Source organism: Ruegeria sp. CDSA193, from assembly GCF_059611885.1.
Genome location: NZ_JBXWPN010000004.1, coordinates 266823 through 280109, shown reverse-complemented (window position 1 = coordinate 280109; position 13287 = coordinate 266823). Strand labels below are relative to the sequence as shown.

General features: G+C 56.8%; 12 protein-coding genes. 8 read left to right on the top strand and 4 right to left on the bottom strand.

All coding sequences use genetic code 11. The features are described from left to right. Complete coding sequence (locus tag AC2FLG_RS09525; protein ID WP_496705968.1) at positions 1-825, top strand: arginyltransferase; 825 nt, start codon at positions 1-3, stop codon at positions 823-825. A 6-nt stretch (positions 826-831) separates the two neighbouring features. Beyond that, on the top strand, positions 832-1221 hold the full coding sequence (locus AC2FLG_RS09520; protein ID WP_496705966.1) for a VOC family protein: 390 nt from the start codon (positions 832-834) through the stop codon (positions 1219-1221). A gap of 135 nt (positions 1222-1356) precedes the next feature. Here the strand turns inward: AC2FLG_RS09520 and AC2FLG_RS09515 are convergent, their stop codons facing one another. The 3 genes from AC2FLG_RS09515 to AC2FLG_RS09505 form a co-directional block, all read right to left on the bottom strand. Continuing rightward, positions 1357-3711 carry a TRAP transporter large permease gene (locus AC2FLG_RS09515; protein WP_142633299.1) on the bottom strand — a complete coding sequence of 785 codons (2355 nt, stop codon included), beginning with the start codon at positions 3709-3711 and terminating at the stop codon, positions 1357-1359. Positions 3712-3728: 17 nt separating this feature from the next. After that, complete coding sequence (locus tag AC2FLG_RS09510) at positions 3729-4655, bottom strand: TRAP transporter small permease subunit (protein WP_496691092.1); 927 nt, start codon at positions 4653-4655, stop codon at positions 3729-3731. 119 nt (positions 4656-4774) lie between these two features. After that, positions 4775-5857: a TRAP transporter substrate-binding protein gene (locus tag AC2FLG_RS09505; RefSeq protein ID WP_142633295.1), complete on the bottom strand. Its 1083-nt coding sequence runs from the start codon at positions 5855-5857 to the stop codon at positions 4775-4777. Between the two features lie 245 nt (positions 5858-6102). Here AC2FLG_RS09505 and AC2FLG_RS09500 point away from each other — a divergent pair, with 245 nt between their 5' ends. Then, a complete protein-coding gene (locus AC2FLG_RS09500) occupies positions 6103-7536 on the top strand; it encodes a cache domain-containing protein (RefSeq protein WP_142633292.1) in 1434 nt (477 codons plus the stop codon). After that, positions 7533-8180, top strand: coding sequence for a response regulator (locus AC2FLG_RS09495; RefSeq protein WP_496691091.1), 648 nt, complete (start codon positions 7533-7535; stop codon positions 8178-8180). Before AC2FLG_RS09500 ends, AC2FLG_RS09495 begins: the two co-directional genes overlap by 4 nt. A 76-nt stretch (positions 8181-8256) precedes the next feature. Here the strand turns inward: AC2FLG_RS09495 and AC2FLG_RS09490 are convergent, their stop codons facing one another. Further along, on the bottom strand, positions 8257-9102 hold the full coding sequence (locus AC2FLG_RS09490; RefSeq protein ID WP_496705964.1) for a HalD/BesD family halogenase: 846 nt from the start codon (positions 9100-9102) through the stop codon (positions 8257-8259). 422 nt (positions 9103-9524) lie between these two features. Here AC2FLG_RS09490 and AC2FLG_RS09485 point away from each other — a divergent pair, with 422 nt between their 5' ends. The 4 genes from AC2FLG_RS09485 to AC2FLG_RS09470 all read left to right on the top strand — a co-directional run bounded on the left by AC2FLG_RS09485 (position 9525) and on the right by AC2FLG_RS09470 (position 13273). After that, complete coding sequence (locus AC2FLG_RS09485; RefSeq protein ID WP_496688368.1) at positions 9525-11276, top strand: acetolactate synthase 3 large subunit; 1752 nt, start codon at positions 9525-9527, stop codon at positions 11274-11276. 8 nt (positions 11277-11284) lie between these two features. After that, the gene (locus tag AC2FLG_RS09480; protein WP_496705962.1) at positions 11285-11677 is read left to right on the top strand and encodes a hypothetical protein; all 393 of its coding nucleotides are present in this window, start codon (positions 11285-11287) and stop codon (positions 11675-11677) included. Between the two features lie 6 nt (positions 11678-11683). Then, on the top strand, positions 11684-12244 hold the full coding sequence (gene ilvN / locus AC2FLG_RS09475; RefSeq protein ID WP_142633282.1) for an acetolactate synthase small subunit: 561 nt from the start codon (positions 11684-11686) through the stop codon (positions 12242-12244). A gap of 186 nt (positions 12245-12430) precedes the next feature. Beyond that, positions 12431-13273: a helix-turn-helix domain-containing protein gene (locus AC2FLG_RS09470; protein WP_496691086.1), complete on the top strand. Its 843-nt coding sequence runs from the start codon at positions 12431-12433 to the stop codon at positions 13271-13273. Positions 13274-13287 lie beyond the last annotated feature (14 nt).

The following is a 13287-nucleotide window of genomic DNA, read 5'->3' as shown; positions in this document are numbered from 1 at the left end:
ATGCGACACACGCTGCCAATCGCGCCGCAATTCTACGTTACGGCCCCTCAGCCTTGCCCTTATCTTGAGGGCAAGATGGAGCGTAAGCTGTTCACAGCCCTGCAAGGCGAAGGCGCGAATCAACTGAATGACTCCCTTTCCCAGCAAGGGTTTCGACGGTCTCAAAACGTCCTATACCGCCCTTCCTGCACCGATTGCGCCGCGTGTTTGTCCGCGCGGATTGACGTTTCGGCCTTTCAACCCAGCAAAAGCCAGAAACGCGCGGTCAGGCGGAACTCATATCTGCGACGCCGGGCGAATTCCCCATGGGCTACCGACGAACAGTATGACCTGTTCCGCACCTATCTTGACACCCGACATGCGGATGGCGGCATGGCGGATATGGACGTATTCGAATTTGCAGCCATGATCGAAGAAACCCCCATACGTAGCCGCGTGGTCGAATATTCCGACCCGGAATCCGGCAATCTGATCGCTGTCAGCCTTACCGATGTGCTCGAGGACGGGCTGAGCATGGTCTATTCATTCTATAGCCCGGAACAGCCTCAGAGTTCATTGGGCACGTACATGATTTTGGATCACATCGACATCGCACGCGAGGCGGGTCTGCCCTATATTTATCTTGGCTACTGGGTGCCTGGCAGCCCGAAAATGGGATACAAATCCCGCTTTGCAGGGCTGGAAGTGTACAGTCAGGGCGAATGGAAACGGGTCAAGGATCCCTGTGACATTGCACATGACGGCCACCACCCGCTGTCCACCGCCCCCATCGCCGAACAGGTTGCCAGCATCCAACTGCCTGATCGTCACCCGACCAAAGGCTGAAACCTGATGCGACAAAGCCTCCACGCCGTTACGCTTGTCGTGCCGGATTACGATGATGCCATCGCCTTTTTCACGCATACACTCAGCTTTTCCCTGACGCAGGACATCGACTTGGGCGCTGGAAAAAGATGGGTCCGCGTAAGCCCACCCGGATCCACCGGGGGCTCACTTCTACTCGCCAGGGCCGCCGATGCAGATCAGAGAACCGCAATCGGCAACCAGACAGGTGGCCGGGTCGGCTTCTTTCTGGAAACCGACAATTTCGACCGCGACCACAAGGCCATGCTGGCCAAAGGCGTCCATTTCGAAGAATCCCCGCGCCATGAACCTTATGGGACCGTAGCGGTCTGGCAGGACCCATTCGGCAACCGCTGGGATCTGATCCAATTCACCTGATCCTCATCTTCATCTGGCCCAAAATACCTCGGGGTTGAATTGACCGCAGGCCAAGAAGGGGCTGGCCCCTTCTACCTACAAACAAAGCAAAGGGGGCCAGCTGGCCCCCTTTTCATTTGAACACATGATCTTTGATCAATTCGGGATCAGATCCGGCACGATGGTCACAATCGCAGGGAAGAACCAAAGGATTCCGATACCGACCACCTGGATCAGCACAAACGGTACAATCCCACGATAGATATGGCCGGTGGTCACTTCTTTCGGCGCGACCCCGCGCAGATAGAACAGCGCAAATCCAAAAGGTGGTGTCAGGAACGAGGTCTGCAGGTTCACCGCCACCATGATCGTCACCCATTTCGGATCAAAAGACCCGCCGTAGATTACCGGGCCTACAATCGGGATCACGATGTAGATGATTTCCAGGAAATCCAGTACGAACCCAAGGAAGAACAGCACCAGCATCACGATCAGGAAGACTGTGAATTCATTGTCAAAGCTCTTGAGGAACTGCTGGATATAGTGCTCACCGCCAAACGAGATCACCACAAGGTTCAGCAACTGAGACCCGATCAAGATGGTAAACACCATTGAGGTCACCTTGGCGGTCTCCCGCACCACCGGGGTCAGCACGCCGCTGGAATACAGAACCCAGCAGCCGAACAGCAAACCGAACAGGGCATACAGATAGGCCGCATAGGCTATGATGAAGGCAATCCAGGTTTCGGCCGAGGCGCTGCTCTGATTGATGCGCAGATCAAAATTGACCCCCATCAACAGGGCAATGACCACGGCGAAGGTGGCCCAAATGATGACCTTGCCAGACCGCTCCTGATCTTGCAGCTTTCGATAGGCCGCCAGCATGATCGCACCACCCGCGCCCAGTGCCGCCGCCGGGGTCGGGTTGGTCACCCCACCCAGGATCGACCCCAGCACCGCGATGATCAGAACCAGCGGAGGAAAGACCACCCGGATCAGATCATTGGTGGCACAGCGCGCCGCAGCCTCTTTGCAGCCATAGATGGCCAAGGCAAAGGGCAACGCCAGCATCACAAAGGTCAAACCTGACGACGTTGTTGGCGACACGAACAGAATATCGACAAGCAACATCAGGATCAGACCAATGGCCCCAAGGATCAGCGGCTGCGGCGACCGAGACGGCGCGATGCCCCGACCCATCACAATGGTCAGACCCAGCAACAGAACCATCACCGCAACACCCGTTCCAATCGGAGCGGCGTTGGCAATCTTCTCCTGCTGCGCGGTGGCAAGCTCTTCCTCGGTCAGACGAGTTGATTCTGCGGCACCACCTGCGTCATCAATGGCCGTTTGCTCGGCCACGGCCTGATCCCAAGCGGATTGACCATGCAGCTCGATCATCGAGGCTTTGCAGGTTTCGGAAACGTTGGTCCGCAGGGATGCGCCCTGCCCGATATCGGAGAAGGCCGAGACCGAGACGTTCTGGCTGCCGATAACCCCCAGATTGCCCAGCAGAACTGTACCCACGATCAGCGCGACAGGCGCACCCAGCAACCAGGTGAAACCTTCTGAACGGGTAATGGGCTCTCCGCTGCCGCCGGTCATGGGCACCGCAGGCGCCTTATGCGGGTTGAGCAGCGCATAGCCAAAGGCATAAAGCGCATATAGCAGCGCCAACATGATCCCTGGCAGCAAGGCGGCCTGGAACAAAGTACCGACCGAGACAACCGCAGGCTCACCCAGATAGGTCAGTGCGTCCGTGCATCCTGCGTCAACCGCGCGGGTCTCTTGAGCCGTCGAATACAAGTCACCGGCCAGCGTTCCCAGCAGAACAATCACGATCGAGGGCGGGATGATCTGCCCCAGCGTACCCGAAGCCGCAATGACACCCGTCGCCAATTCAGGCGAATAGTTGTTGCGCAGCATGGTTGGCAGCGCCAGCAAGCCCATGGTTACAACGGTCGCGCCCACGATCCCGGTTGAGGCCGCAAGAAACGCCCCCACGACCACAATCGAAACGGCCAGACCACCCGGCAACGGTCCAAAGACGCGCGCCATTGTGGTCAGCAGATCATTGGCGATCTTCGACCGTTCAAGCGTGATGCCCATCAGCACGAACATCAAAACCGCCAGAAGGGTTTCGATAGACTGACCGGCCAGAACCCGCTCGTTCATGCGGTTCACGATGAACGACACGTTGCGGTCCAGCGCGGTTTCCCAGCCCGAGACAAAAACAGGCTCGGCAATCCTTGGTAAGTCCGGGAAGCGGAACACTGATATGGTATCGGGTTTAACCCCGGTGCTGACCAGATCCCGATACGCCGCAGAGCCGGTGTCGATCGCCTGGTGAATCAGCAAACCTGCGCTGTCCAATGCGGCGATGATGCCGAATGAGATCACTCCTGCCCCGCCGATGGCGAAGGCCACCGGAAAACCGGATAGAATACCTCCGAAGAGGCAGAAAAATACGATAATGAGGCCTATCTCGACGCCATCAAGTCCGAATAGCATTGTCTGGTTCTCCGTCCCTAATGCGCGCCTTCGTAGGCTTCTTCACCCTCGCCAAGGCTGTCCTTGTCGAGGTATTTTCCAACACTTTCCGGGCCTTCCACATATTCCAGATACGAGCGGTACAGGAATGCAATCGCGTGCAGGAACACCATCGCTGCGAAGGCGATCAGTAGGATCTTGAACAGGAAATAGCCGTTGAATCCGTTGGGGCTGAACCCGATGGTTTCCACGTTCCAGCGCAGCGCGCGGGACTTGGCCACCAGCCGGTCCAAAGTATCACTGGCCGAGGGCTTCGGCACGATCAGATGCCGCCACATGAAGTACCAGCCATACATCCAGGTCAGCACCGCCATCGGCATCATGAACAGTACAGCACCACACATGTCGACCACACGTTTGGCGCGGTGGCTGATGCCGGCATAGATCAGGTCAACGCGGACATGGCCGCCCTGTACAAAGGTGTAGGTGCAACACAGGCACACGACCATGGCGTTATACAGTTTCAGCTCTTCCGCGAACCAGCTGATATCCATCTGAAACGGGATACCCAGCCCAAAGGACATATCCGGGCGGGTAAAGACCCGCTGCATGAACACGATGATGATCTGCTGAACCACCATCAAAAGGCCTGCCCAGGCGAAGAAACGCCCCGTCGTGTTGGCAAAGCCTTCAAGCCCGCGCACCATCGCCCACATGAAGTTGCGGTAGTACAGACCAATGGCCGTCAACACCAGAAACAGCGTGAAAACCACAAAGAAGAACTCGACCGACCCGCCGTAATAGACAAAGCGCATGACTGCTTCTTTGTCCGACCAGTCCAGCCAGAGTTGCGGATGCGTGATGGCGTATCCGAAATTAATGAAGGCTTCGGCAATGCTCTGAATGAACCATATCAGTCCATTCCACAGGGCGCCGAAGAACGAGATACCGTTTTCGTCCTGCATGTTGTCCCCAGGTCGCGTCAGTTGCACATTTGAGAGTTACAGTTTGTCCGACCGTCAGATGCGCAACGGGAAAGGCTCCCCCGACATGCGGGGGAACCGATTTCAAAGATCGAAGTGACTTAGCCGCGAACGCGGTCGCGCTGCGAGGTGTAGACACCCGACGACAGATTGTTCCAGGCCGAAGACGCGGCCATGGATTCCATCGCGCTGTCGTGGATGCGCTTGAACAGCTCGTCGCCCATGTTCTCGTCCAGGACTTCCTGGCTTGCGGCACCAAACGCGTCCCAAACGCTGTCCGGGAACTCCATGACCTTGACGCCACCAGCCTGCAGACGCTGCAGCGCCGCGCCGTTGTTGGCCAGGAATTGCGCCAGGTTCCACTGGTGGCATTCACCTGCGGCGATCTCGATGATCTTCTGCTGCGAGGCAGACAGGCTGTCATAGACCTCGCGGTTGGTTGCCAGCGAAAGACCCGCACCCGGCTCATGGAAGCCCGCGGTATAGTATGTCTTGGTGATTTCCTGGAAACCGGCTTTTTCGTCAGCCCACGGACCGATCCACTCGGTTCCGTCGATCGCGCCGGATGACAGCGCCTGATACACTTCGGAGCCCGGAATGTTCTGCACGGATGCGCCCAGTTTACCCAGAGCTTTACCGCCCAGCCCCGGCATGCGGAACTTCAGGCCGTTGAAATCTTCGGGGCTGTTGATCTCTTTCGAGTACCAGCCACCCGCCTGCGCACCGGTGTTACCAGCCAGGAAGGATTTCAGGCCAAAGATTTCGCCCAGCTCGTCATGCAGTTCCATACCACCGGCATGGTAGTACCAGTTCACCAGTTCCTGGGCGGTCATACCAAACGGAACAGCGGTAAAGAATGCATAGCCCGGATGCTGACCCACAAAATAATAGTCTGCCGCGTGGTACATATCGGCCTGACCGGATGATACCGCGTCAAACACTTCGAACGCGCCAACCAGCTCACCGGCTGCTTTGATCTCAACGTTCAGGTTGCCGTCCGACATGGTGGTGATGCTGTCGGCGCAACGCTGCGCGCTGTCGAACACACCTGCAAGGCCACGGCCCCAGGATGTGACCATGGTCAGCGTGCGCTTGCCCTGTGCATAGGCCGGTGCCGCCAGCGTGGTCGCTGCAGCAGCCGAGCCGCCCAGTGCGGATGTTTTCAGAAATGAACGACGGTCCATATGAGTGATCCTCCCCTTCATAATCATGACCCGGATTGTCCGGGCCTGTCGTATTCAACAGCGGCAAGACTAGTCACAAGGAAGTGAAAGGGAATACCTACTACTGCGTAGAAACGCGGCTTTCTGCGCGAATTGCACAGGCAATAACGGTCCAATCATAGCAAAACAGGGATTTTTGGTGCCGTTTTCCCGCCAGACGCCCAATCTTTTTGCAATTTTGCTGTGGCTTGCGTATCGATTCGTCCATGCAAAGACTTCGACAACTGGTCTCGTTGACCTATGCTCAAAAGCTGTCGCTGGTGGCGGCGATCCCGCTGGTCGTGGCGGTGGCCGCGATTGCGGTGATGGTTGCCTATGAGGCGCGCGCCACTGCCGAGCGCGAAATTGAAGCACTGGAACGCTCTTTGATTCAGGCCAAGAAGGAAGAGCTGCGCAACTATGTGACTCAGGCGCGCAATGGGTTTGCCTATATCTACGGGCGCGCGGCTCCGGATGACACCGCCGCCAAAACTCAGGTCGCGCAAATCCTGTCGGCCATGATCTATGGGCAGGACGGGTTCTTTTTCGTCTATGACTATGACGGCACCAATCTGGTCAGCCCGCGTCAGACTGAGTTCATCAACCGAAATTGGGAGGGTCTGACCGACAGCGACGGCACACCGGTGGTGAATGAGTTCATTCGCCTTGCTCGTCAGGGTGCGGGTTGGCACAGCTTTATGTGGCAAAAGCCCTCGACCGGGGAAGAAGCGCAAATGATCGCCTATGTCGTCGGCCTTCAGGATTGGCGCTGGGTTGTGGGCACCGGCGTGTTCATCGACGACATCGTTGCCGCCGTTGCCAGCGCCCGGGCCGAGGTTGAAGCGCGCGTGCAGCGTACCTTTATGTATATCGGTGCCATTGTTCTGGCCGCTGTTCTGATCGTCTTTGCCTCGGGCATGCTGTTGAACATCCGCGAAAGACGTCTGGCCGATGCCAAGCTGAAACAGCTGACCCAACGGGTGTTCGACGCGCAAGAGGAAGAGCGCGGCCGTGTGGCACGCGAGCTTCATGACGGAATCAGCCAGATCCTTGTGGGCGTGCGCTTTGCGTTGGACAACGCCCGCCGTCGCCTGTCGCGCGGCGATGATGTGGGCGCGCATGATCCACTGGACAAGGGGATCGAGCATCTGGGAACCGCCATCAGCGAGGTCCGCCGCATCAGTCGCGACTTGCGCCCAGGCGTGCTGGACGATTTGGGCCTCGGCCCCGCGCTTGAGGCTCTGACAGATGATTTCCGCGAGAGAACCGGGATCGAGACCGATTTCTCGACCGTTGTTTTCCGCAACCGGCTGGATCAGGATAGCAAGATCGCCCTCTACCGCATCGCCCAAGAGGCCCTGACCAATATCGAACGCCATTCCGGAGCCACCCATGTCACCATCGATCTGCGCGGGCACAAGAAAGGCGCAACCATGCGAATAACCGACAATGGCCGCGGTTTGCGGAACTCTCCGGGTCGGGGCAGTACCGGGATTGGGTTGCGCAATATGCAGGAACGGATCGAGCAACTTGACGGATCGCTGCGTATTCTGTCATCACGCGGCCACCGCAGCGGCACAGTGATCGAGGTCAGCCTGCCACTCAGCCACCTGTTGCCGCCACAGGAAGACGCAACTCCGAACCGAAAGGCCGGTACATGAGCGACCAGACGATCCGGGTCCTGATTGTCGACGATCATCCAATGGTGGCCGAGGGGATCCAGTCGATCCTCGAAAGCTATGACGACATCACCGTGGTCGGGACACTCAGCAGCGGAAAGAAAGCGGTTGATCAGGTTGCAAATCTGAAGCCTGACGTCATCCTGATGGACCTAAACATGCCCGGGCTAAGCGGTCTGAGCGCAACTGAGATCATCCTTGAACGCATACCGGACACCTGCATTTTGATCCTGTCCATGCATGACAGCCCCGAATATATTTCGACTGCTCTCAGCCACGGTGCAAAAGGGTACGTGCTCAAGGACGTCCCAACGGATGAAATCAAAAAGGCCATCGACGCCGTCATGCGGGGTGAACAATATTTGTGCACGGGCGCAAGCGGTTCCCTCAAACCCAAAGGCGACACAACGCGCGAGGCTTTGACCGGGCGCGAGCAGACGATCTTGCTGGAGCTGGCACAAGGGAAATCGAACAAGGAAGTCGCCCAAACGCTTGATATCTCAGTGCGAACGGTCGAGACCCATCGCAAGAACATCAAACGAAAATTGGGCATATCCTCAACCGCTGGCCTGACCCGCTATGCGCTGGAGCACGGCGTTCTACAGGGCACCAGCCCGGGGTTTTGACCGCAGCGCGGCACGCGCTGCCCGGCCCAGCCGCCGCAGGCAGGCGGGCAACGGGCGAGAGCACTCTTAGTTACCGTCAATCCAGAAGGGCGTCGCGCCGGACACCTTCCTTGTCATGGTGATGCTGAAGAACACGCCCATATAACTGACGGGTCCGTTCCACCCCACCGCACATGCCTTCGGTTTCGACAAAAGAAAAGATCCCGACATATCGTCTGCGCTCTCCTTTCACGGGAGCGACCCGGTGCAAGGAATAGCGCCCTTTGAAAATCTGCAGATCCCCTGGGTTCAACACCAACTGGTGCACCCGTGTCCGATCACCGTCTAGAACCGCAGAAACGGCCGCGAAATTCTCATCCTCGGCGCTTCGCAGGTTGGGGGCATATTCGAATTCACCACCGAATTCTCCATTCTGAATGGCCAGCGTCACGGTGTAGTTGTTGGTGTCAAAATGCCAGGGAAACCCCTGCCCTTCTTCGACCATGTTGATGATGACATCAGCCAAAGGATCATCGTAGCGAAAGAACCGGTCTTCGGACTCGTTCAATGCCATTCGAATGAAAGGTAAAAAACCAGCGAACTCATATATCCGTCGCAGCGGTCCGGATTTGGAAAAACTGTCCGCCGGCACAAAGGCATTCGACCGATCATAGAATCGACGCACCGGATGGCTTGGCGCCAATGCCGGGTCGTCTTTAGTGAAATACGCATTCGTTCGGCTAAATGACCTATGTGCACCAACGGCAGTCTTATCGGCTTCTTTCAGCAAACGCGCCACGCCATCCTCGTGTACGAAACCTGGAAGAACAGCACAGCCGTCCCGATCCAGCTCGCGCCTCAGATCACCTATCAGCTGCTCATATGCCCATGAACCGGGGCGGTCTATCGGGTATCGCCCGAGATCAACCAGATCCTGCAACATGTTCGGCCTCCCTCGCCACTGCAATTAAGTCCAGCGTGACTCAGCCTAAAATCACGATCATGCCCGTTTCGGACATCGGCATGACGCATTTCGACACTTCCGTGCCACTCGCCAAGCATTGCAAAGGGGTGAAAATCCCGAAAGTTCCGAACATGCGTCAAAATGCGCAATAAAATGTCGCAAAATACCACCCAGAAGTTAGAAAATTGGTGCAATTGCCTGTTGACGCCCCTTTCCACCGCCCATAATGTCCAACCCACGCAAAAAGGAGCCTCTGGCGATGAGAACGCTAGTCGTAATCGTAGGAACCACGCGCATGGGCCGGTAACGGTAAACCATAATCGAACCCATGCGCCTCCGAAAATCTCGGGGGCTTTTTTTATGCGAAACGCAAGACACATGTCGCCAATGGAGCAAAGCAGATGACACGTGAGATGACCGGCGCAAAGATGGTAGTTCAGGCCCTCAAGGATCAGGGCGTGGACACGGTATTCGGATACCCCGGCGGCGCCGTGCTACCGATCTATGACGAGATCTTTCTGCAAAACGACATTCGCCACATTCTGGTGCGTCACGAACAGGGTGCGGTTCACGCCGCCGAAGGCTATGCCCGCTCGACCGGCAAGCCCGGCGTTGCGCTTGTGACCTCGGGCCCCGGCGCTACCAATGCGGTGACCGGGCTGACAGATGCGCTTCTGGACTCGATCCCGATTGTTGTTCTGACCGGACAGGTTCCGACCTTCATGATCGGCTCGGACGCCTTTCAGGAGGCTGATACCATTGGCATCACCCGCCCCTGCACCAAACATAACTGGCTGGTAAAGGACACGAATTCGCTGTCCGATACCCTGCACGAGGCGTTCCATGTCGCCACCTCGGGCCGTCCTGGCCCGGTCCTGATCGACATTCCCAAGGACGTTCAGTTTGCGTCCGGAGAATACAGCGCACCGAAACCATCTACCTCACACTATCAACCTGTTCTGAAAGGCGATCTGGAAGAGATCACCGAGTTGGTTGCTGCGATTGAAACCGCGAAAAAGCCAGTCTTTTACACTGGTGGCGGCGTCATCAATTCGGGCCCGGCAGCCAGCCAGTTGCTGCGGGAACTGGTAGACGCAACAGATTTCCCGATCACTTCGACCTTGATGGGTCTGGGCGCCTATCCGGCGTCTGGCAGGAATTGGCTGGGCATGCTGGGCATGCACGGGTTGTATGAGGCCAATCTGGCGATGCATGATTGCGATCTGATGATCAATATCGGCGCTCGTTTTGATGACCGCATCACTGGACGGATCGACGCGTTCTCGCCCGATTCCAAAAAAGCGCATATCGACATCGACCCGTCTTCGATCAACAAGGTGATCCGCGTTGATATCCCGATTGTTGGCGATGTGGCCCACGTGCTTGAGGACATCCTCAAGGTCTGGAAATCGCGCGGTCGCAAGACCAACACCGCAGCTATTGCGAAATGGCAGGAACAGATCGGCGAATGGCGCAAGGTGAACTGCCTTGCCTATACCAACAGCGAAAAGACCATCAAACCGCAATACGCGCTGCAACGCCTTGAAGAACTGACCAAAAAACATGACCGTTACATCACGACCGAGGTTGGCCAACACCAGATGTGGGCCGCTCAATACCTTGGCTTCGAAGATCCCAACCGCTGGATGACCTCAGGTGGTCTGGGCACAATGGGTTACGGATTCCCGGCCTCGATCGGTGTTCAGATGGCACATCCCGACGCGCTGGTGATCAACGTGGCCGGTGAGGCCTCGTGGCTGATGAACATGCAGGAAATGGGCACCGCTACGCAGTATCGCCTGCCGGTGAAGCAGTTCATCCTGAACAACGAACGCTTGGGCATGGTGCGCCAGTGGCAGGAACTGCTGCATGGCGAACGGTATTCGCATTCCTGGTCCGAAGCGCTGCCTGATTTCGTCAAGCTCGCCGAGGCGTTTGGCGCCAAGGGTATCTTGTGTTCTGACCCCGCCGATCTGGACGATGCGATCATGGAGATGATCAACTATGACGGCCCCGTGATCTTCGACTGTCTGGTCGAAAAGCACGAGAACTGCTTCCCCATGATCCCGTCGGGCAAGGCCCACAACGAGATGCTGCTGGGCGAGGCCGAGACGCAGGGCGTGATAGATAGCAAAGGTTCGGTACTGGTATGACAGCGCAGATGATCAGTTTTGACGCAACGCGCTTCCAGCCTACCCCGGACGAGTTGAACGAAGAATCTGATGATTTCATCAATCCGGATGTGTTTGGCAAGGAACTCAGCATCTTTCTGAGTAAAGAGCTTGCCGCATCCGGGTTTGAGGTTTCCTTCGCCTGTGCCGAGGACTGGGGATGGTATCACGAAATTGATCACGACGAGCCGTTTGCCCTGGTTTTCGGCTGCTCAAACTATGGTGATGGCCATCTGGTTCAGTTCTCACCAAAGACCGAGCATGTGAGAAAGATGTTCAAGAAATACCACGCAGCCCCCAAGGTGGATGCATTGCGTGGCGCAATTTGGAAAATTCTGGAGAATGCCGAAGGTGTATCGAACCTTCGCTACGAAGAGGACTAGCTCAGCATGTCTGCCCTACATATCAAAAAAGGCTCCACCCGCCATTCGGCCTATAACCTAAGACCCACGTTTTCCGACGTACAGGAACGCCATACCATCGCAGTTCTGGTCGAGAATGAACCGGGGGTTCTAGCCCGCGTCATCGGCCTGTTCTCGGGCCGTGGTTATAACATCGAAAGCCTGACCGTGGCCGAGGTTGACCATACCGGCCACCTCAGTCGCATCACCATCGTCACCACCGGCACACCGCAGGTGATCGAACAGATCAAGGCGCAGCTGGGCCGGATCGTATCGGTACGCGACGTGCATGACCTGACGGTCGAAGGCGCGTCGGTCGAGCGGGAATTGGCCATCATCAAGGTGGTCGGCGACGGCGACAAGCGGGTCGAGGCGCTGCGTCTGGCCGATATTTTTCGCGCCAATGTCGTGGACAGCACGTTGAATTCGTTCATTTTTGAGATCACTGGCGCACCTGACAAGATCGACGCCTTTGCTGATCTGATGCGCCCGCTGGGTCTGATCGAAATCGCCCGAACCGGCGTTGCAGCCCTGTTGCGCGGCGATTGACCAAAACTGCCCCGCCGGCGCATCCAGTTGGCGGCGGGGTATCGGCAATACCCAATTTGCAAGATCACAATACGCCAAACGTGAACATCAACGTCACATTTGCCTAAAAAGTTTAAGCTAAATCAGAATTAACCTATTGCGTCTGTGCATCATCGCGTTAGCCTTCAAGGGTAGCGCGGCGTTGGGATGCGTCCGCTGGGTCATCTGTACGATTTCAGACAGCGCCTGGTTTGTTGGCCAGTTGTGTCGCGGTTATTCGGAATACACACAAGTACCGGGACGAAAATGACGAACGACAGCCGCAGCCCCGACGACCTACGCAGGATGTTCGGCGCCAATCTGCGAACTCTTGCTGGACAATATAATTCAGTTTCCGAGCTGTGCCGCCAGCTTGGAGTGAACCGAACTCAGTTCAATCGCTATCTTGGCGGCGAAAGCTTTCCCCGACCCGATGTCCTTGACCGAATATGCCGCTTTTTTGATGTTGATGCTCGGATTTTGCTCCATCCCTTGGATCAGATTGACCAACCGTCCAAGCACCCGGCTGCCGTCGCCCTGACCGAGTTTCTGGGATCCACCCCAGCCACCCTGACTGAAATTCTGTTTCCCGGCGGATTCTATTATGCGACTGAGACAGAGCTTGATGGCACAAAACCCCTGAGACACAGGCTTTTTCACGCCCGAAGGTTACCGCAATGTACTTTGGTCAGAGGGTTTGAACCAATTTCCGAGACACCCGGAGCATCAGTCGCAGAGCGCGAAGTACAAGGTATCGTGGCCTGTGCCGGGCGGCAGATTTATATGCTCATGTCCTGTCGTGCGTCTCAGAAAAGCAGGATCTATCTGGTGACACGTGGAATTGAAAATCAAACAAACTGTTGGCGCGGTGTCGCAATTTGCCTGTCAAAAACTACAGCTACCGCAACGACGACACGGCGGATATTGCTCAGACATTTAGGGGACGACACCTCGACAGTCCTGGCCGCCGCGCGCATTGCACGCCGACCAGAAGCCATGGCCCGCGCTTGACAACGATCCTGGCG